General features: G+C 72.8%; 19 protein-coding genes and 1 tRNA gene. 8 read left to right on the top strand and 12 right to left on the bottom strand.

From position 1 onward, the window contains the following. Positions 1-2 precede the first annotated feature (2 nt). Both OHB09_RS06445 and OHB09_RS06450 read right to left on the bottom strand, forming a co-directional pair. Complete coding sequence (locus OHB09_RS06445; RefSeq protein WP_006141765.1) at positions 3-593, bottom strand: DUF3090 domain-containing protein; 591 nt, start codon at positions 591-593, stop codon at positions 3-5. Between the two features lie 66 nt (positions 594-659). Beyond that, positions 660-1,376, bottom strand: coding sequence for a histidine phosphatase family protein (locus OHB09_RS06450; protein WP_328921706.1), 717 nt, complete (start codon positions 1,374-1,376; stop codon positions 660-662). Between the two features lie 122 nt (positions 1,377-1,498). Here OHB09_RS06450 and corA point away from each other — a divergent pair, with 122 nt between their 5' ends. Further along, the gene (gene corA / locus OHB09_RS06455) at positions 1,499-2,494 is read left to right on the top strand and encodes a magnesium/cobalt transporter CorA (protein WP_006141767.1); all 996 of its coding nucleotides are present in this window, start codon (positions 1,499-1,501) and stop codon (positions 2,492-2,494) included. Here corA and OHB09_RS06460 read toward each other — a convergent pair. Further along, positions 2,472-3,254 (bottom strand): hypothetical protein, encoded by a 783-nt coding sequence (locus tag OHB09_RS06460; protein ID WP_006141768.1) that lies wholly within the window; start codon positions 3,252-3,254, stop codon positions 2,472-2,474. The two genes, corA and OHB09_RS06460, sit on opposite strands and share 23 nt — an antisense overlap. Positions 3,255-3,515: 261 nt before the next feature. After that, complete coding sequence (locus OHB09_RS06465; protein WP_328921707.1) at positions 3,516-4,571, bottom strand: LLM class F420-dependent oxidoreductase; 1,056 nt, start codon at positions 4,569-4,571, stop codon at positions 3,516-3,518. 181 nt (positions 4,572-4,752) lie between these two features. Here OHB09_RS06465 and OHB09_RS06470 point away from each other — a divergent pair, with 181 nt between their 5' ends. Both OHB09_RS06470 and OHB09_RS06475 read left to right on the top strand, forming a co-directional pair. Further along, positions 4,753-5,736, top strand: coding sequence for an aldo/keto reductase (locus OHB09_RS06470; protein WP_040896083.1), 984 nt, complete (start codon positions 4,753-4,755; stop codon positions 5,734-5,736). Then, the gene (locus OHB09_RS06475) at positions 5,733-8,060 is read left to right on the top strand and encodes a helix-hairpin-helix domain-containing protein (protein WP_328921708.1); all 2,328 of its coding nucleotides are present in this window, start codon (positions 5,733-5,735) and stop codon (positions 8,058-8,060) included. The genes OHB09_RS06470 and OHB09_RS06475 overlap by 4 nt, the downstream gene beginning before the upstream one ends. Before the next feature lie 149 nt (positions 8,061-8,209). On the opposite strand, the gene OHB09_RS06480 is transcribed toward OHB09_RS06475, so the two are convergent. Next, positions 8,210-8,839: a hypothetical protein gene (locus OHB09_RS06480; protein WP_040896032.1), complete on the bottom strand. Its 630-nt coding sequence runs from the start codon at positions 8,837-8,839 to the stop codon at positions 8,210-8,212. Positions 8,840-8,886: 47 nt separating this feature from the next. On the opposite strand from OHB09_RS06480, the gene OHB09_RS06485 reads away from it, so the two are divergent. Next, the gene (locus OHB09_RS06485; protein ID WP_040896034.1) at positions 8,887-9,075 is read left to right on the top strand and encodes a DUF5703 family protein; all 189 of its coding nucleotides are present in this window, start codon (positions 8,887-8,889) and stop codon (positions 9,073-9,075) included. 257 nt (positions 9,076-9,332) lie between these two features. Here OHB09_RS06485 and OHB09_RS06490 read toward each other — a convergent pair whose 3' ends face one another. The 3 genes from OHB09_RS06490 to OHB09_RS06500 all read right to left on the bottom strand — a co-directional run bounded on the left by OHB09_RS06490 (position 9,333) and on the right by OHB09_RS06500 (position 12,152). Next, on the bottom strand, positions 9,333-10,154 hold the full coding sequence (locus OHB09_RS06490; RefSeq protein WP_328921709.1) for a chaplin: 822 nt from the start codon (positions 10,152-10,154) through the stop codon (positions 9,333-9,335). Between the two features lie 222 nt (positions 10,155-10,376). Then, entirely contained in the window at positions 10,377-10,610 is a 234-nt protein-coding gene (gene chpH, locus OHB09_RS06495) for a chaplin ChpH (protein ID WP_006141776.1), read from the bottom strand. 216 nt (positions 10,611-10,826) lie between these two features. Beyond that, positions 10,827-12,152: a M20/M25/M40 family metallo-hydrolase gene (locus OHB09_RS06500; RefSeq protein WP_328921710.1), complete on the bottom strand. Its 1,326-nt coding sequence runs from the start codon at positions 12,150-12,152 to the stop codon at positions 10,827-10,829. 222 nt (positions 12,153-12,374) lie between these two features. Between OHB09_RS06500 and OHB09_RS06505 the strand changes: the two genes are divergently transcribed. Together OHB09_RS06505 and OHB09_RS06510 are read left to right on the top strand one after the other, a co-directional pair. After that, a tRNA-Leu gene (locus OHB09_RS06505) sits at positions 12,375-12,459 on the top strand. An 83-nt stretch (positions 12,460-12,542) separates the two neighbouring features. After that, complete coding sequence (locus tag OHB09_RS06510) at positions 12,543-12,926, top strand: YchJ family protein (RefSeq protein ID WP_191852364.1); 384 nt, start codon at positions 12,543-12,545, stop codon at positions 12,924-12,926. A gap of 53 nt (positions 12,927-12,979) precedes the next feature. Here OHB09_RS06510 and OHB09_RS06515 read toward each other — a convergent pair whose 3' ends face one another. Further along, positions 12,980-13,681 (bottom strand): FadR/GntR family transcriptional regulator, encoded by a 702-nt coding sequence (locus tag OHB09_RS06515; RefSeq protein ID WP_006141779.1) that lies wholly within the window; start codon positions 13,679-13,681, stop codon positions 12,980-12,982. A gap of 130 nt (positions 13,682-13,811) precedes the next feature. On the opposite strand from OHB09_RS06515, the gene OHB09_RS06520 reads away from it, so the two are divergent. Together OHB09_RS06520 and OHB09_RS06525 are read left to right on the top strand one after the other, a co-directional pair. Further along, positions 13,812-14,330 carry a gluconokinase gene (locus tag OHB09_RS06520; protein ID WP_319350921.1) on the top strand — a complete coding sequence of 173 codons (519 nt, stop codon included), beginning with the start codon at positions 13,812-13,814 and terminating at the stop codon, positions 14,328-14,330. Positions 14,331-14,594: 264 nt separating this feature from the next. Further along, on the top strand, positions 14,595-15,992 hold the full coding sequence (locus OHB09_RS06525; RefSeq protein WP_006141781.1) for a GntT/GntP/DsdX family permease: 1,398 nt from the start codon (positions 14,595-14,597) through the stop codon (positions 15,990-15,992). A gap of 320 nt (positions 15,993-16,312) precedes the next feature. Here OHB09_RS06525 and OHB09_RS06530 read toward each other — a convergent pair whose 3' ends face one another. The 3 genes from OHB09_RS06530 to OHB09_RS06540 form a co-directional block, all read right to left on the bottom strand. Then, the gene (locus OHB09_RS06530; RefSeq protein WP_006141783.1) at positions 16,313-16,951 is read right to left on the bottom strand and encodes a cytochrome b/b6 domain-containing protein; all 639 of its coding nucleotides are present in this window, start codon (positions 16,949-16,951) and stop codon (positions 16,313-16,315) included. Continuing rightward, positions 16,935-17,714 carry a molybdopterin-dependent oxidoreductase gene (locus OHB09_RS06535; protein WP_050811249.1) on the bottom strand — a complete coding sequence of 260 codons (780 nt, stop codon included), beginning with the start codon at positions 17,712-17,714 and terminating at the stop codon, positions 16,935-16,937. Before OHB09_RS06535 ends, OHB09_RS06530 begins: the two co-directional genes overlap by 17 nt. A 172-nt stretch (positions 17,715-17,886) precedes the next feature. Next, a complete protein-coding gene (locus OHB09_RS06540; RefSeq protein WP_319117128.1) occupies positions 17,887-19,467 on the bottom strand; it encodes an APC family permease in 1,581 nt (526 codons plus the stop codon). Positions 19,468-19,509: the final 42 nt, after the last annotated feature.

Here is a 19,509-nt window from a genome sequence, read left to right on the forward strand (position 1 = left end):
CGTCACGCTCCGCGGCGGTATCCGTTCTGGCGCGGACATACATGTCCTTCCGGGTCGAGCGGGAGGCTGCACAGCGGGCACGGCGGCCGACCGGCGTTGACGACCTCCAGGGCCCGCTTGGCGAACGCCCGTGCCTGCGCCCCGGTGAGCCGGACGCGGAGCATCGGCGGGCCGTTCTCCTCGTCCTGGAGCAGCCGCTCCTCGGCCTCCGCCAGGTCCTCCTCGGACTCGGCGTCCAGTTCGACCAGCGCCTGGGCCTCGACGATCATCCGTTCCTCGTCGCCGTCCCAGGCGAGGGCCATGGTGCCGACCCGGAACTCCTCCTCCACCGGCGTCTCGAGCGGCTCGGTGTCGGTGACCTCGGAGGGGGTCACGGCGGGCACCGCGGCGTTCCCGCCGCTGCGCCGCACGACCTCGTCGAGGAGTTCGTCCATGCGTTCGGCGAGCGCGGCGACCTGGGTCTTCTCCAGTGCCACACTGGTCACCCGGGTCCCGGCGATGGCCTGCAGGAAGAAGGTACGGCGCCCGGGCAGTCCGACCGTGCCGGCCACGAAACGGTCCGGTGGGTCGTAGAGGAACACCTGACGGGACACGTCCTGTCTCCATTGCTTGACAACTACTGCGCTGTTTCGACCGCTTCACCCTACTGCGGCCGACGATCACGGTGCGCCAGCACCGCCCCCGACCGTGGCGTGACCGTCGTCCCCGCCCGCTCCGGGACCGCTGCCCTCCGAGGGCGCCCGCTCCGGCGGCGCCAGGGAGGAGAGGTCCCCGGTGTCGCCGAGCCGCACGAGAAAGGGCCTCAACCGGGTGTAACGGATCGCGGTGATGGAACAAGGTTCAACAGAGATCCGCTGGAAGAGGTCGAGATGAAGTCCGAGCGCGTCGGCGACGAGCGACTTGATGATGTCGCCGTGCGAGCACATCAGGTAGACGGCGTCGGCGCCGTGGTCGCGCTCCACGCGGGCGTTCCACTCGCGCACGGCCTCCGCGGCGCGGGTCGCCATGGCCCGCATGGACTCGCCGCCGGGGAACGCGGCCGCGGAGGGGTGCGCCTGCACGACCTCCATCAGCGGTTCGTCCGCCAGTTCGGCGAGTTTGCGGCCGGACCAGTCGCCGTAGTGGCATTCGCCGATCCGGTCGTCGCTGTGCGCCTCGAGGCCGCGGGCCTCGAGCAGGGGCCGCATGGTCTCCTGGCAGCGTTGGAGGGGGCTGGTGATGATCTCGGCGATCGGAATGCCCTCCAGCCGGCCGGGCAGGGCGGCCGCCTGGGCGGTGCCGCGCTCGTCGAGGGCGACGCCGGGGGTCCACCCGGCGAGCAGTCCCGAGGTGTTGGCGGTGGAGCGTCCGTGCCGTACGAGGATCAACGTGGGCATGGCGTCCAGCCTAGGTCCTGTCGCGCCGGCCCCGTTCGCCCCGTCGGGCCCGGCCGCCCCGTCCGCCCTCGCCCGCTTCCGCCGCGGTTCCGTGTCCGTTCCGAGAGGGGAGTACGACTTCCGTGATCGTCGACTGTGCCATCTACCGTGACGGGCGCCGTTCCGAGGGGCCCGAGGACCTCTCGGACGCGCTCGCGAACGCACGGGCCGCGGGCGGTTTCGTGTGGATCGGGCTGCACGAGCCGTCGGAACGGGAGTTCGGGAAGGTCACCGAGGAGTTCGGACTGCATCCGCTGGCCGTGGAGGACGCGCTCAAGGCGCATCAGCGGCCGAAGCTGGAGGTGTACGACGATTCGCTCTTCATGGTGCTCAAACCGGTCGTCTACGAGCCGGAGAGCGACGCCGTCTCCACCGGCGAGGTGATGATCTTCCTCGGCGACGGGTTCGTGGTGACGGTCCGGCACGGTGAGGGCGCGCCCCTCGGTGTCGTCCGCAAGCGCCTGGAGCAGCAGCCGGAGATGCTCGGCAAGGGGCCGACGGCGGTCCTGTACGCCCTGGCGGACGCCTCCGTCGACCACTACCTGGACGTGGCCACGGAGTTGGGGACCGACCTGGAGGAACTGGAGGCGGAGGTCTTCTCGCCCGAGGGCGGGGGCTCGCGCAACACGGCCTCGCGGATCTACACCTTCAAGCGGCAGATCCTGGAGTTCCGCCGGGCGACCAACCCGCTGGCGCTGCCGCTGACCCGGCTGGCGAACACCGGTTCGTTCGGCAGCGTGCTGCCGTACGTGGACGACTCCGCGCGCCCCTTCTTCCGTGACGTCAGCGACCACCTCACCCGCGTGAACGAGTCGGTGGAGGGCCTGGACCGGCTGGTCTCCGACATCCTCTCGGCGCATCTGGCGCAGATGAGCGTCCGGCAGAACGACGACATGCGGAAGATCTCCGCCTGGGCGGCGATGGCCGCGGTCCCCACGATGATCGCGGGGATCTACGGCATGAACTTCGACCACATGCCGGAGCTGCACTGGCTCTGGTCCTACCCGGTGGTCATCGCCGTGATGGTGGTCCTGGAGGTACTGCTGTACCGGCAGTTCAAGCGACGGGGATGGTTGTAGGCCCGCCGAGGGCGTTACGGCGTTCGGGCGTCCGCAGGGCGACCATCCGCCGCCGTCCGATCAGCAGCTCGTACGCGTACGCCGTGTGGATGCCGGCGGCCAGCACCGCCCCCTTGGCCCGGGACCAGCCGAGGATGCGGCCCATGTGGCGCATGACGGCGAGGCTGACGTCCCGGTGGACCCGGATCTCCGCGCGGGCGCACTCGTGGAGCGTGCGCAGGATCGCGCGCTCGTGACCGGCGCGGGAGAGGCGCAGCAGTTCCTCGTGGCAGTAGGCGAGGTGGTTGTCCTCGTCCTCGGAGATCATCCGTACCGCCCGGCCGAGGTCGGGGTGGTCGGCGAAGTGCCGGAGCAGCAGTCGCATCTGCTCGGAGGCGCGCTGTTCGGTGACGCGGCTGTGGGCGAGGTAGGTGATGATGTCCCGCACCGTGAGCGGTCGCTCGGTCTTCAGTCTTTCGTGGGACAGGCCGATGCCGCGCCGTTCCAGGAGCATGGTGTAGTCCGTCTCGGCGGGGACCTCGACGGCGGCGAGCCCGCGTTTCCCGAGCAGGGCGTGGAAGATGCGCCCGTGCTTGTCCTCGTCGGCGCCGTGCCGGGCGATCTTCGGGGCCAGTTCCCGCTCCCCCGGTGGGACGAGCGCGGCGATGCGGGCGTTCTCCCAGCCGCCCTGGGCCTCGCCGCCCGCCGCGATCGAGCAGAGCAGCCGGAACGACTCGTCGTTGTCGACGATCTCCCGGAAGAGACTCTTGGTCGAAAGCACGTCTGCCCTACCTCTCTGCGGAATCTGCCGGAACCGAGTCAAAGCGGGCGCATACGGTCCCGGCAACCCGACGTGTCGGTCGACTCCGTCGAACGGAGGAGGGGGCGGGGGCCATCGCGCGTAACCGGCGGGAGGCGGGCGCGTTGTTCTCCCTGACGGCCGTGGCGGGGAAGATCCCCCGAGCCCCCACCACGGCCGCGAGACGTTCGGCGGGGCGCCGGGGGGACTTCCCCCCCCTCGCCTCCGCTTCCCCTAGCGCTCCTACGCGAGTCCCGCGCGCTCCAGCGCCTCCGTGCCGGCGCGGAGGGCGGCCAGGCGTTCCTCGAGGGTGAAGCCGGCCGGGGCCAGGGTGAGGGTGGTGACGCCGACGGCCGCGTACTCCTTCATGCGGTCGGCGATGCGGTCGACGGAGCCGAGCAGGGTGGTGCGGTCGATGAGCTCGTGCGGCACGGCGGCCGCGGCCCCCTGCTTGTCACCGGACAGGTACTTGTCCTGGATCTCGGCGGCCTGCTCCTCGTAGCCCATACGGCCGGCCAGCCGGTTGTAGAAGTTCTGCTTGCGGCTGCCCATCCCGCCGACGTACAGCGCGGTGTAGGAGCGGAAGGTGTCGGCGAGCGCGGTGACGTCCTTGTCCTCGCCGAGCGCCAGCGGCACGGTCGGGCACACGTCGAAGCCGTCCAGGGTCTTGCCCGCCTTCTCCCGGCCGGCCCGCAGGTGCCGGATCGCGGTGTCCTCCAGGTGCTCGGCGGAGGGGAAGATCAGCAGGGCGCCGTCGGCGATCTCGCCGGTCTGCTCCAGGTTCCTGGGGCCGATGGCGGCGATGTAGAGCGGGATGTGGGTGCGCTCCGGGTGCACGGTGAGCTTGATCGGCTTGCCGGGGCCGTCCGGGAGCGGCAGCGTCCAGTGCTCCCCCTTGAACGTGAGGCGCTCGCGGGTCATGGCCCTGCGGACGATCTCGACGTACTCGCGGGTCCGGGCCAGCGGCTTGTCGAACCTGACCCCGTACCAGCCCTCGGAGACCTGCGGTCCCGAGACGCCGAGGCCGAGCCGGAAGCGGCCGCCGGAGAGGGAGTCGAGGGTCGCGGCGGTCATCGCCGTCATCGCCGGCTGGCGGGCCGGGATCTGGAAGATCGCCGAGCCGACGTCGATGCGTTCGGTCTGGGCGGCGACCCAGGTGAGCACGGTGGCCGCGTCGGAGCCGTACGCCTCGGCGGCCCAGCAGACCGCGTAGCCGAGCCGGTCGGCCTCCTGGGCGACGGCGAGGTTGTCCGCGTCCATTCCGGCGCCCCAGTAACCGAGGTTGATGCCGAGCCGCATACGGTTCCCCTTACTGATCAGTAACGTCCCTTGCGGGAACAGTAGCGCGCGACCGTCCCCCGCGGCAGCCGCTCGCCTCACGGACCGCCCGTGCGCCACGGCGGCGGGGGCCCTGTTTCCGGAGTTTCCGGTTGTCCACAGGCCCCCCACGTGCGGGCCCCGGCCAGTAATGTCGGCGTTCATGGAGCAGAGGCATCTCGGCCGCACCGGCCTGCGCGTGTCCCGCATCGGGCTGGGCACCCTGACATGGGGCCGCGGCACCGACGAGCACGACGCGGCGGACCTGTTGAAGGTGTTCTGGGAGGCGGGCGGCACCCTCGTGGACACCGCCGACGTCTATGGCGACGGCGAGGCCGAATACCTGCTCGGCCGGCTCACGGAGGGGCTGGTTCCCCGGCGTGACCTGGTCATCTCCACGAAGGCCGGCAGCGTCCCCGACCCCGAGCGGCGGTCCGACGGCTCCCGCGGCCATCTCCTGGCCGCCCTGGACGCCTCGCTCGGCCGGCTGGGCACGGACTACGTCGACGTGTGGCACGTGCACGCCTTCGATCCCCACACCCCCTTGGAGGAGACGCTCGGGGCACTGGACCTGGCGGTCAGCAGCGGGCGGGCGCGGTACGCGGGCGTGTCCGATTTCTGCGGCTGGCAACTGGCCAAGGCCGCGACCTGGCAGCTCGCCGCACCGGGCCCGCGGACCCGGATCGGCAGTACGCAGATGGAGTACTCGCTCCTCCAGCGCGGGGTGGAGCGGGAGGTGCTGCCGGCCGCGCTGGACCTCGGGGTCGGGCTGCTGCCCTCCTCGCCGCTGGGCCGGGGCGTCCTGACCGGCAAGTACCGGGACGGCAACCCGCCCGGCTCGCGGGGCGCCTCCGAGCGCATGGCCCCGTTCGTCGCGCCGTACCTGGACGAGGCGGCGAGACGCATCGTCGACGCGGTGCAGACGGCGGCGGACGGCCTGTCGGCCACGCCGCTCCAGGTGGCCCTCGCCTGGGTCAGGGACCGTCCCGGAGTGGTCGCGCCGATCGTCGGCGCGCGCACGGCGCAGCAGCTCACGGCGGCGTTGTCAGTGGAGACGCTTAGTCTTCCGGACGAGATCTGCCGGGCGCTGGACGACGTGTCGGCCCCGGTGCACCGTTATCCCGATCACGACTGGAGCACGCTGTGAGCACGGACCCCGAGACCACGGAGACGGCCGCGGAGACGGCGGAGCCGGCGGACTCGGCCGCGCCGACGGCGTCGGCGGAACCGGCGACCTCGGCGGAGGCGGAGGACACGGAGGGCCCCGGGAAGGCGGAGAACGCCGGGAACCCGTCCCCGGAACTGTCCGAGGCCGAGGCCGAGCTGGAGGCGCAGCGGCAGGAGAGGGAGCGGATCGAGCGGCGCAAGGCCGCCAAGCAGGGTCCGGTGGAGAGCGGGGCCAAGCTCAGTGGCACCGCCGCGGACCTGCTGGCCGCGGTGCGGGCGGTGGAGAGCGGGGCCAAGCCGGTGGCCGGCGCGTTCAGCGAGCCGCCGCCCGCTCCACGCAGGGCCGCGCCCGAACCCGTACGGCAGCCGCAGCGGCCGGCGGCTCCCGTAGCCACGCCGACGGCGGCTCCGGTGCCGCCCGAGGAGGCCGTCACGGCGGTCCGGTCGGTGCTCGCCGAGGGCGGCGCCCCGGCCGCGCTGGCGCAGGGCGCCGCCGCCGCGCTCGGTGCGGGCGCCGAAGGAGTGCTGCGTGAGGACCCCTGGCAGCTCCTGCGCGTGCCGGGGGTACGGCCCGAGCAGGCCGACGGGTTCGCCCGCGCGCTGCTGGGCGGGGAGGCGGACCCCGGCGACGAGCGGCGGGGCCGCGCGGTCACCGGGTGGCTGCTCGAACAGGCGGCGCTCGCCGGACACACGGCCCTGGAACTGCCCGCACTGCTCACCGCGCTCGGACGGTACGCGGTGCCGGACCCCGACGCGGCGGTGCGGGAGAGCCTCGCGGAGGGCGAGGCGCTGGTCTTCCAGGACGCCCTCGACACCCCCGGCGGTACCGGGACGGGGGCCGCGGAGAGCCGGGCCGTGCGGGCGGACGACGGCGGCGGCGGGGAGGACGGGGCCGAGGAGGAGGTTCAGGAGCGTCCGGTGCGCGTCCTGGTCGGCCTGGAGCGGTACGCGCTGGCCGAGGAGAGCCTCGCGGACGGGCTCGGACGGCTCGTGAACTCGGTGCCGAAGCAGGACGGGACGGCCGAGGGCTGGGAGCGGGCGGCCGAGGCCGCGGGCCGGTCGGCGGCGGAGCTGATCCGGGCCGTGGCCGGGCACGGCCTGGTGCTGCACACCGGCGGGGAGGCCGCCCGGCAGGAGACGGCGGCCCTGCTGCGGGCGGCGTCCGGGCTGGGCCTGCGGGCCTGGGGCGCGACGCACGGCGCGGGCGGCCGGGAGCGTCTCGCCGCGCAGGTGGCCGGGGACGGCCCGGCGGGCACGGCCGGTTCGGGTTCGGCCGGCTCCGGCTCCGGCTCCGGCTCCGGCTCCGGTGAGGGGAGTGCGTCTGGCGTGGACGTTGCGGGCGAGGTGCCGCCCGGTGCGGTCACCGTCGCCGACCTGCTGTCCGGAGGACCGGGCGGGCCGGGCCGGGACACCGAGGGGGCGTTCGCGCTGGACCTGCTCCTCGTGCTGGACGCGCCGCAGCTCGACGTCGAGACGGCGGCACTGCTCGTGGAGTCGATGCCGGACGGAGCGCGTCTCGTCCTCTCCGGTGATCCGGGGGTCCTGTGGTCGGCGGGGCCCGGCCGGGTCTTCGCGGACCTGCTGGCCGCGAAGATCTGTCCGCAGGTCGCCTCGCGCACCCCGGATCCCGGTCCGCTCGGCGAGCTGGTCTCGGGCATCGGCATCGGGGAGCTCAACCAGGTGGCGGCGCCGGGCAAGGAAGTGGTGATCGTGCCGGTGCGGGACGCCGGAGAGGCGGTGCACCGGACCGTGCAGCTGGTCGCGGACTCGGTGCCGCGTGCGATCGGGGTGCCGCCCGAGGAGACGGTGGTCGTGACGCCGGGGCACGGCGGCGCGGTCGGCACCCGGGTGCTGAACACCGCGCTGAAGGAGCGGCTCAACCCGGGGCCGGGGCGGTTCGGCGGCTTCGACCCCGGGGACCGTGTGGTGTACACGCCGGGGCCTGGGCGCGCGGTGCCGGGCCGGGTCCTCGGGGCCGACGCGGAGGGGCTGAGGCTGGAGTGCGCGGGGCTGCCGGTGGTGGTGCCCCGGGAGCGGGTGGAGCAGGTGGTCCGGCACGGCTGGGCGCTGACCGTGCACCAGGCGGTCGGGGAGCGGTGGCCGGCGGTGGTCGCGGTCCTGCCCGGGGACGCGGTGCCGGCCCTGTCGCGCCCGTGGGTGTACACGGCCTTCGGCCGGGCGGAGCGGCATCTGTCCGTGGTGCACGGGGTGGAGCAGGCCCTGCCGCGGGCGGTGGCCGAGGTGGGGGCGAAGCCGCGGACGACGCGGCTCGGGGTCTTGCTGGGATCGGGTACCGAGCGGTGACCCCTGACGGGTACGTCGCGCGCCGGCCTCGGCCCGCCTCGGCACCGGGCACCCGGGAGGACGCGGGAACGCCGAGACGCGGGGCCGCATGAGCGCGGGCCCGGACCGGTACGGCCCCGCGTCCCCGGCGGGGGCGCGGGGCCGCCGGGTCAGGGCAGGGGGGCCGGGGCGGGGTCGTCGTCCGGGTCGTCGTCGAAGACGGCGCTGATGTCGAAGCGGCAGACGACCTGGGCGGTGTCGGCCTGGTCGAAGGGGGAATCGAGCCACTCACCGGGCTCGGGCGGGTCGTCGGTGGCGGTGACCCACAGGGTGGAGTCGCCCTCCTCCAGACCGAACTCCTTGTGACGGGAGGCGATCTCGTCCGGTTCGTACTCGCCGAAGAGGACACCGAGCGCGCCGTGGACCGTGCCCGACACCTCGTCCGCGGGTTCCTCGGCGGCCTCGATGCGCTGCGCCTGCGCGAGCAGCCGCCGCGGTTCGGCCACGACGTAGTCGCGGCGGATCAGCACACTCAGGGCGTGGGGCTCCTCCGGGCCCGTGTACGGCGGCATGTCCTCGGTGCCGGGGATCTCGAAGGGCGTGACCTCGTCGTAGCGGTCGTAGAGCAGTTCGTCGTACTGCTCGGCCGCGGCGGCGAGCTCGTTGAACGCTTCGTAGACGGCCGGGTCGTCCTCACCCGACCTGCGTTCGACCGCGGCCAGATGGCGGTCGAGCGCGGTCTTGACCGCCTCGGCGGCGGCGCGTACCTCGGCAGCGGTGGGCTGCACTGCATCAGACATAGTGCAGACGCTATCCGTACCGGGCCCGTGCCCGCACAATAGATGCGATGCCGGAATACGAATTTGTCGACGTGTACGTGCCGCGCGGGGTCTCCCGCAAGGAGGCGACGCGTCTGCTGACGGACCATGCCGAGTACGGACACTGGGAGTTGCACCGTCTGAGCCTCATGCGGGACGGCAGCCGCAGGGTGCGGTTGCGCCGGCGGATCATCCGCCAGGTGCGGGCCACGTGGTGAGCGGGGACGGACAGCCCAGGGACGGACGGCGCCAGGACGGAGAACGGGCGAGACAGGGACCGGACAGGGAACGGACGGAACGACCGGAGCGGGCCCCGCGAGTGCGGGGCCCGCTCCGCTGTCCTTGCCGCTCCGGCGGCCGGGCCGCTCCGGTGCCCGTGCCGCTCTGGTGCCCGTAAGGCTCCGGTGCCCGTCGGGCTCTGGTGCCCGTCGGACTCCGGTGCCCGTCGGGCTCCGGTGTCAGTACCGGGCCGGGGTCAGCGCGCTCCCGCGCGGGAGCGGCGGTAGAGCAGGGTGCCGCCCAGCAGCGCGGCGGCGCCCGCCGGGACCAGCAGGCCGAGCGACTCGCTGCCGGTGTGCGCGAGCTGTGCCTCGGCCACGGGCTGCGTCAGGGTGGACCGGGAGCCCGGGTGGTGGGCCTGCACGGCGCTGCCGCCGCCCGGCTTGGCCGGCGTGTGGGGCGTGACGCCCTCGCCGCCGCCGGGGGGCGTGGTGTGGCCGGGCGGGGTGTGGCGCACCGGCGGGGCCGGGGTGTCCTCGCCGGGGGTGTTGACGCAGTCGTTGCCGGTGACCGGGTTGCCCAGGCCGACGGCGGTGATGTTGTTGCCGCAGACGTTCACGGGGACGTCGACGGGCACCTCGACGTGGTTGCCGGAGCCGACGCCGGGCGAGCCGCCGGTGTGTCCGTGGGCGCCCGAGCCGCCGCCGTGGCCGCCGTGGCCGCCGCCGGAGCGGTCGTCCTCGCCGTAGCCGCCGTGTCCGCCGTGTCCGCCGTGGCCCTGCCCGTGACCGCCGCCGCGGTGGCCGCCGTGGCGGTCGCCCGAGTGGCTGCCGCCGCCCTGGTTGACGCAGGCGTTGCCGGCCGCCGGGTTGAGCAGTCCGACCACGTTCACGGTGTTGCCGCAGACGTTCACCGGCACGTGCACCGGCGCCTGCACCGAGTTGCCCGACAGCACGCCGGGAGAGTCCGAGGCGGTGCCGTTGGCCGCCGAGTCGGCGTGCGCGTAGCCACCGGTGACGGCGAGTACGCCGGTCGCCGCGGCCACGGTCATGAGGCCCTTGCGGGTGACCTGTCGCATTGCTGATTCCTGCTTTCGACCTTGTCCTGGTTGTCCCGGACCGAGCCGGCCGCCCCGGAGGTGCCGGACGCCGTGGCGGGTCGGGACGGAGAACGGTGGGGACGCGGCGACGGAGAGAGGCAGACGTGCCGCGGGAGGCGTGGGGAACCGGTCGGCCCCGGGGTGCGCGGCGCGCGCCCCGGGGCCGGCGGACTCAGACCCTCGTGAGACGGGGCCGCGACGTCACTTGTTGACGCAGGCGTTCCCGAAGGCCGGGTTGAGCAGCCCGATCACGGAGATCGTGTTCCCGCAGACGTTCACCGGAACGTGCACGGGCACCTGGATGACGTTGCCGGAGACGACACCCGGGGAGTGCACGGCGGCACCCTGGGCACCGGAGTCGGCGACGGCCAGACCGGCACCGGCGAGAACCAGGCCGCTCGTGGCGGCGGCAGCGGCGACAACCTTCTTGATCATGAATTCCTCCTCGTTCACAAACCCTTTGGCATAGGCGATCCCGACCTCGGATCGCAGTACCTGTAACGAGGAGGAACTAATGAGGCTACGAGCTTATGGTCGCATTCACCCGTCCCGGTGATCTTCGTACGCACTGGCGAATCGGCTCGCCGCCCCACGCGCTCCCCCGCGCCCCACGGCCCGCTCCAGGACGTGCGGCCGCGCGGAGCGGGGAGTTCAGGAGGCGTCGAGGAAGCGGTCGAGCACGCGTACGCCGAACTGGAGCGCGTCCACCGGCACCCGCTCGTCGACGCCGTGGAACATGCCCGCGAAGTCCAGCTCCGGCGGCAGCTTCAGCGGGGCGAATCCGAAGCAGCGGATGCCGAGGTCGTCGAAGGACTTGGCGTCGGTGCCGCCGGAGAGCATGTACGGCACGGCGCGGGCGATCGGGTCCTCGGCGACCAGCGCCGTCTGCATCGCCTCGACCAGCGCGCCGTCGAAGGTGGTCTCCACGGCCTTGTCGGCGTGCACGTCCTCGCGCCGCACGCGGGGGCCGAGGAGGCGGTCGACATCGGCCAGGAACTCCTCCTCGTGGCCCGGCAGGAAGCGTCCGTCGACGTACGCGGTGGCCTGGCCCGGGATGACGTTGACCTTGTAACCCGCGCCGAGCTGGGTGGGGTTGGCGGTGTTGCGCAGGGTCGCGCCGATCAGCTTGGCGATGCCGCCGAGCCGGTTGATCGTCGTCTCCATGTCCTCGGGGTCGAGCTCCAGGCCGAGGGCGTCGCCGAGTTCGTCGAGGAAGTGGCGGGTGGTCTTGGTGACGCGGACCGGGAACTCGTGCCGGCCGAGCCGGGCCACCGCCTCGGACAGCTCGGTGATGGCGTTGTCCTTGTGGATCATCGAGCCGTGGCCGGCGGTGCCGTCCACGGTCAGCTTCATCCAGTGCATGCCCTTCTCGGCCGTCTCCACCAGATACAGCCGCAGCTGCTCGTTGACCGAGAAGGAGAAGCCGCCGACCTCGCCGATCGCCTCGGTGACGCCCTCGAAGAGGTCCGGGTGGTTGTCGACGAGATGCCGGGCGCCCCAGGTGCCGCCGGCCTCCTCGTCGGCGAGGAAGGCCAGCACGATGTCGCGCGGCGGCCGGCGCCCGCTGCGCAGCCGGTCGCGGACGACCGCGAGGGTCATGGCGTCCATGTCCTTCATGTCGACCGCGCCCCGGCCCCAGACGCACCCGTCGGCGATCTCGCCGGAGAACGGGTCGTGGGTCCAGTCCGCCGCGTTGGCGGGGACGACGTCGGTGTGGCCGTGGATCAGCAGCGCGGGGCGGGAGGGGTCCTCGCCCTGGATGCGGGCCACGGTGGAGGCCCGGCCCTTGTGGGACTCGATGATCCGCGGTTCGAGGCCGACCTCGGCGAGCTTCTCGGCGACGTACTCGGCTGCCTTCCGCTCGCCGGGCCCGGAGTGGTCGCCGTAGTTGCTGGTGTCGATCCGGATCAGGTCGCGGCAGAGGTCGACGACCTCGTCCTCGCCCCTGACGGTCCCGGCCGTGCCCGTGTCGCTCACGCTGCTTCCTCCCACTGTCCCCGCCGCTGGGTTCGCCGCCGCCGGGTGCCTGGTGCTGGTCCCTGCCATCCTGCCCCCGACCCCGTCCGGTCCCCAAGGCCGCGCCCGGCCCGTCACACGCCGTTCACCGGGAGCGACGGCTGGGAGGTGATCGGGGGCCCCGGAAAGTTTGGTAATGTTTCCTTCGTCGCCGCGGGGAGAAACCCGCACGACACACACCTTGTCCGGGTGGCGGAATGGCAGACGCGCTAGCTTGAGGTGCTAGTGCCCTTTATCGGGCGTGGGGGTTCAAGTCCCCCCTCGGACACGTTGCTCAAGTGGACCCCCGGTCGGCCTCCGGCCGCCGGGGGTCCTCTTGTCGTGCCCTTCGTGACCCAGGGGGTTCCTTCGATGGCAGACCGGTCCGGACGTCCGTGTCCCTGCGGCAGCGGTGAGACGTACGCGGGGTGCTGCGGGCGGTACGTGTCCGGGGCGGCCGCGGCGCCGACCGCCGAGGCGCTGATGCGGTCCCGCTACAGCGCGTTCGTGGCGGGCGAGGAGGCGTATCTGCTGCGCACCTGGCATCCGCGGACCCGGCCGCCGCGCGTCGAACTCGACCCGCGGACCCGGTGGACGGGGCTGGAGGTGCTGGGGACGACCGGCGGCTCCGCCTTCCACGCCACCGCGACGGTGGCCTTCCGCGCCTCCTACCGGGGCGGCTCGCTGCACGAGCGGAGCCGCTTCGAGCGGGTCGACGGGGCATGGGCGTACGTCGACGGGGACTTCCTCGACTGACTTCGCCGACGGGACTTCGCCGACGGGGGCTTCCTCGGCCGGGCTCCGCACCCCTACGGTGCCAGGATGTCCAGTTCGTGGAGTGCACCGACGGTGATCTCGCGGGTGAGGTCCTCGGCCGCCCCGGCGTCGCGCGCGCGGACGGCCTCGGCGAGGCGGACGTGCAGGGTGACGGCGGCCGGGTCGGGGTCCTCGAACATCACGTCGTGGTGGGTGCGCCCCGAGAGGACCTCCGCGACGACGTCGCCGAGGCGGGCGAACATCTCGTTGCCCGACGCGGTGAGGATGATCCGGTGGAAGGCCACGTCGTGGAGGAGGTAGCCCTCCAGCTGGTGGCCGCGCGAGGTGGCGATCATGCCGAGGGCGCAGTCGGTGAGCGCGGCGCACTGCTCGGAGGTGGCGTGCCGGGCGGCGAGACCCGCGGCGACCGGTTCGATCGCGGAGCGCAACACCGTGAGCGAGCGCAGCTGCTGGGGGCGGTCGGCGCCGGCCAGCCGCCAGCGGATGACCTGGGGGTCGTAGACGTTCCACTCGTCCTTGGGGCGGACGGTGACGCCGACCCGGCGGCGGGACTCCACGAGGTGCATCGACTCCAGCACACGGACGGCCTCGCGCATCACCGAGCGGGACACCTCGAAGCGCTGGGCCAGTTCGTCGGTGCGCAGCACACTGCCCGGCGGGTACTCGCCCGCGGTGATGGACGGTCCGAGAGTGTCCAGGACGTGTCCGTGCAGTCCTCGGCCCCCAATGGTCATGGGCACAGCGTACGGGGGTGTTCACAGCACGCAAAAGTCAGACTTATTCATCACAGGGTCTTGAAAAAGTCCTACCTTATGGGTTTCAGTGTCGTCGACATCAGGTGTCGACGAAGACAGCGAGGCAGCGATGCACACCCCCCACGTCGTCGTGGTGATGGGCGTCTCGGGCACGGGAAAGACCACGATCGGTCCCCTGCTCGCGGCCCGGCTCGGCGTTCCGTACGCCGAGGGCGACGACTTCCATCCCCAGGCCAACATCGCCAAGATGTCGGCGGGTGTCCCCCTGGAGGACGCGGACCGGTGGCCCTGGCTGGACGCCATCGGCGCCTGGGCCCGGGACCGGGAGGGACTCGGCGGGGTGGTGAGCTGCTCGGCGCTGAAGCGGTCGTACCGCGACCGTCTGCGGGACGCGGCGCCCGGTGTCGTGTTCGTGCACCTGTCGGGCGACCGGACGCTCATCGAGGACCGGATGTCCCACCGCCAGGGGCACTTCATGCCGACCACGCTGCTGGACTCCCAGTTCGCCACCCTGCAGCCGCTGGGCGCGGACGAGGCGGGGGTCACGGTGAGCGTCACCGGCTCCCCGGAGGAGATCACGGAGCGGGCCTCGGCCGCGCTGGCCGGCATCGAGGCGCCCTCGCGCTGAGCCCCGCACCGGCGGGCCCGCCCTCGTCGCGGGGGTCCTTCCCCACGCGCCCGTTCCCACCGGCTCCGTTCCCTCGGGCTCCCGTGCCACGGACCTCCGCGTCGCGGGCTCCCGCACCACGGGTCCTGACGTCCCCGGGGGCCGGGTCCGCCCGTGCCCGGGGGCGCCGCCCCCGGCTCCCGCCTCCCTTCCCCTCCCCCGGATCCACTTCCCCTTCGGGTCCACTCCCCCCTGTTTCCCCACTCCCCAACGCAAGGGATCACCGTGACCAGTCTCAGAGTCGAGATGCTGGCAGCGGACACCGTCGAACCGATCACCTCGGCGGGCCACGCTCAACTCGGCATAGCCGTCCTGGCGGGCATCGCCGTCATTGTTCTGCTGATCACCAAGTTCAAACTGCACGCCTTCCTCTCCCTGACGATCGGTTCGCTCGCGCTCGGCGCCTTCGCCGGCGCCCCGCTCGACAAGGTCATCACCAGCTTCACCGCCGGTCTCGGGTCCACGGTCGCGGGCGTCGGCGTGCTGATCGCGCTGGGCGCGATCCTCGGCAAGCTGCTCGCCGACTCCGGCGGCGCCGACCAGATCGTCGACACGATCCTCGCCAAGGCGAGTGGGCGTGCCATGCCGTGGGCGATGGTGCTCATCGCCTCCGTGGTCGGGCTGCCGCTCTTCTTCGAGGTCGGCATCGTGCTGCTGATCCCGGTGGTGCTGATGGTCGCCCGGCGCGGCGACTACAAGCTGATGCGGATCGGCATCCCGGCGCTGGCCGGTCTGTCCGTCATGCACGGTCTGGTGCCGCCGCACCCCGGGCCGCTGATCGCGATCGACGCGGTCAAGGCCAACCTGGGCGTCACGCTGGCGCTCGGCGTTCTCGTCGCCATCCCCACGGTGATCATCGCGGGTCCGGTGTTCTCGAAGTTCGCGGCCCGCTGGGCGGACGTGCCGGTGCCGGACCGGATGCTGCCGCCGCGAGCCTCGGAGGAACTGAAGGGGCGTCCCGGGTTCGGGGCGACCATGTTCACGGTGCTGCTGCCGGTCGTGCTGATGCTGGCCAAGGCCCTGGTGGACATCGTCGTCGACGACTCCGGGCAGACGGTGCAGCGGGTCTTCGACGTCGTCGGCTCGCCGCTGGTCGCGCTGCTCGCGGCGGTGCTCGTCGGCATCTTCACGCTGGGCCGGCCGGCCGGGTTCACGCGGGGGCGGATATCCGAGACCGTCGAGAAGGGGCTCATGCCGATCGCGGGCATCCTGCTGATCGTCGGCGCCGGCGGCGGCTTCAAGCAGACGCTGATCGACTGCGGTGTCGGGCAGATGATCCTCGAGATATCCAAGGACTGGTCCATCCCGGCGCTGCTCCTCGCGTGGCTGATCGCGGTGGCGATCCGGCTGGCCACGGGGTCGGCGACGGTGGCGACGGTGTCCGCGGCGGGGCTGGTCGCGCCGCTGGCGGCGGACATGTCGACGACGCACGCGGCGCTGCTGGTGCTGGCGATCGGTGCCGGGTCGCTGTTCTTCAGCCATGTCAACGACGCGGGGTTCTGGCTGGTGAAGGAGTACTTCGGGCTGAGTGTCGGGCAGACGCTCAAGACCTGGTCTGTGATGGAGACGATCATCTCCGTGGTCGCGGGCGGGCTGGTGCTGTTGCTGTCGCTTGTGATCTAGCGCCTGTTCCCGAAGTCCCGCGAGCGGGGCCCCCGTCCATCGGCGGGGGCCCCGTGGTCTCGCTAGGGGCTGTCCCGTAATGCCTGGTGGATCAGCGTGCGGCGTCAGATGCGGTGCATCGCAAGGCGGAGGGCGTCCGCATACTGGATGTATGCGGACGTTCCGACAACGCGGCGTGGGGGTACCCCCGTCCGGAGGCTGGGGGAGTGCCGTAGCTGTCGTCGCACGCCCGCCAGGAATTGCGGGACAGCCCTTAGGGTCTGTCCGACGATTCCCGTCGTCCGGCCGAAGGGCGGCAGGCGCGCGTTGTCGGACAGACCCTAGGGACGCCAGAGTTCGTGTTCCCGTTCGGCCCAGGCGCGGTCGACCGTGCCGGTGCGGAGGCCGGTTCTGGATTCCGGGTCGCGGAGGGCCATGCCGATGTGGCCGGCGAGGACGACGCCGAGGGTCAGCGCGAGCCAGTCGTGGACGAAGGTCGCCGAGGTGCGCCACATCAGGGGGGTGAGGTGGGTGAACCACATCACCAGGCCCGTGCCGAGCATCACCAGGGTCGCGCCGGCCAGCCAGGACGCGTAGATCTTCTGCCCGGCGTTGAACTTGCCCGCCGGGCCCCTGCGGCGGCGCAGGGCTTCGCGGAGCCAGGTCCCGTCGTGCGGGCCGAAGCGGTTGAGGCGGCCGAGGTCGGCGCGCAGGGCGCGGGAGGCGAGTCCGGCCAGGAGCGGGAGGGGCAGTAGCAGTCCCGCCCACTCGTGGAGGCGGACCACGAGGTCGCGCCGGCCGACGAGTTCGGCGAATTCGGGGAGGTAGAGGCAGGCGGCCGTGGCGACGCAGACGCCCATCAGCGCGGCCGTCGTCCGGTGCACCCAGCGTTCGGCGCGGGTGAAGCGGCGCACCCGGTCCGAGGGCGGCGAGGACGGCGAGGGCTGCTGCCGTGCGGCGGTGTCAGGTCGTGGGGACATCGTCACGTCCGTTCGAGCGGCCGACCCAGCCGTCCACGTCGTAGCCCCGTTCCTCCCAGAAACCGGGGCGGACCCGGTCGGTGACCTCGATGCCGGAGAGCCACTTCGCGGACTTGTAGAAGTACATGGGGGCGACGTAGAGACGGACGGGGCCGCCGTGGTTGTGGCCGATCGGCTTGTCCTGCATGCGGTGGGCGACGAGGACGTCGGCGCGGCGGGCCTGCTCCAGCGTGAGGCTCTCGGTGTAGGCGCCGTCGAAGCACGTGAAGCGGACGGCCTTGGCGGAGGGGTGGACGCCGGCGGCGTCGAGCAGGTCGGAGAGCCGGACGCCCTCGAAGGGTGTGTCCGGCACCCGCCAGCCGGTGACGCACTGCACGTCCCGCACGAGCCGGGTCTGCGGCAGGCGGCGCAGTTCGGGCAGGGTGTACGTGCTCGGACGGTCGACCATGCCGCTCACGGTGAGCCGGTAGTTCCCGGCGTCCTTGTGCGGGACGGAGGAGGTCACCGAGTAGTAGCGGAAGCCGCCGCCGTTGGGGAGGAGCCCGGTCAGGCCCGTGGGGTCCTTGCCGGAGATCCCGCCGAGGAAGGCTTCGAGGCCGCGTTGCAGCGGGGGCGCGGCGGCCACGCCGAGGGCGCCCAGGCCGAGGGTGGCGAGCAGCACGCGCCGCCCGACGGGGGTGCCGCCGCCCTCCTCGGCTTCCGGGGGTGTCGGGGACCCCGGGGTTTCCCGCGGGCCGGAGGGTTCGGGACGTAGAGGACTCACCCCCCGATTCGAGCACCGGTGCCCCCTCCGGGGCCAGTGGACGGGGGGTCCCGTAAGGAATTGGTCATCGCATCGGGGGCGGGGCGGCTCGCCGGAACCTCGGCCGGCGTGCGCCCCGTCGGCTCTGCGCGCGTGCGCCCCGTCGGCTCTACGCGCGTGCGCCCCGTCGGCTCTACGCGTCCGTCGTGTCCCCCGCGGCCTTCTCGAGTCGGAACGCCTCGTTGCCGAGGCCTATGCGGGCGTGCGCCTCGGGGCTCCGGGCGCGGATGAGCAGGCCCTGGACGACGCCGGCCAGCGCGGCGACGGCGATGATCGCGGGCAGCGCCCAGCTCAGCGCGGAGCCGGGTCCGGAGCCGACGAGGACGTCGAAGTCCTTGACCGTGTAGCCGACGATGACCAGCAGGGCGAGGCCGGAGAGCGCGGACGTCGCGAGGCGCCAGGCCTGGGCGCGGGCGGCCCCGCGGCGGGCGAAGAAGACGATCACCGAGAGGGAGGCGGCGACCATCAGCACGGTGACGCCGAGGGCGCCGACACTGCCGCCCCAGGTGAACAGGTGCAGCACGGGCGCGGTGGGGTCGCCGTGCGGTTTGTCGTCGGCCACCGCGAAGCCCACCACGACCAGCAGCGACACCGCGGTCTGGAGCAGTGAGCCGGTACCGGGCGCGCCGCTGGCGCCGGTGCGGCCGAACGCGGCGGGCAGCAGCCGCTCGCGTCCCATCGCGAAGGCGTAGCGGGCGACGACGTTGTGGAAGCTGAGCATCGCGGCGAACATGCCGGTGACGAACAGGACGTGCAGCACGTCGGTGAAGGTGGAGCCGAGGACGTCCTCGGTGAGGAAGAACAGCAGTCCCGCGCTCTGCTTCCGCGCCGTGGGAACGACGGCGGAGGGCCCGGCGGCGACGGTGAGGGCCCAGCAGCTGAGCGCGAAGAAGACGGCGACGAAGCCGACGGCGAGGAACATCACGCGTGGCACGAGGATGTGCGGGCGGCTGGTCTCCTCCGCGTAGACGGGGGCCTGCTCGAAGCCGAGGAAGGCGGCGATGCAGAAACACAGGGCGGTGCCGACGCCCGCGCCCGAGAGGGTGTCGGGGTTGAAGGCGTGCAGGGACAGGCCCTCCCTGGCGGGGTCGCCGACGGCGGCCACGTCGAAGATGACGACGAGGGCGACCTCGATGACCAGCAGGACGCCGAGGACACGCGCGTTGAGGTCGATCTTGAGCCAGCCCAGCGCGCCGACCAGGAGGACGGCGGCCAGCGAGGGGATCCACCAGACGAGGTCGGTGTCGAGGTAGGTGGCGAACAGTCCGGAGACCTCGAAGCCGAAGATGCCGTAGATGCCGACCTGCAGCGCGCTGTAGGCGACGAGGGCGACGAGGGCCGCGGCGGCGCCCGCGGTGCCGCCGAGCCCGCGGGAGATGTAGGCGTAGAAGGCGCCCGCGTTGTGGACGTGGCGGCTCATCTCGGCGTAGCCGAGGGAGAACAGGGCGAGGACGAGGCCGAGGACGACGAAGAGCAGCGGCTGGCCCTCGATGCCCATGACGCCGAACGTGGTGGGCATGACGCCGGCGACCACCATGAGGGGCGCGGTGGCGGCGAGGACCGAGAGCAGCAGTCCCACGGTGCCCAGGCGGTCGGCGCGCAGGGCCCTCTCCTGGCCCTTGAAGGTGCTGATGCGCTCGCCGCGGCGCGGCGGGCGGGTTCCGGCGGCCGCGCCGCTTCCGCTCTGGCTCGTGCTAGAACTGCCCGTCGTCATCGCGGGATCGTCTCCTCGGTCGGGTTCGGTTCCGTCTGGCGT

Origin of the sequence: Streptomyces griseoaurantiacus (genome assembly GCF_036189845.1) — a bacterium.
In the GTDB taxonomy this organism is placed as follows: domain Bacteria; phylum Actinomycetota; class Actinomycetes; order Streptomycetales; family Streptomycetaceae; genus Streptomyces; species Streptomyces griseoaurantiacus.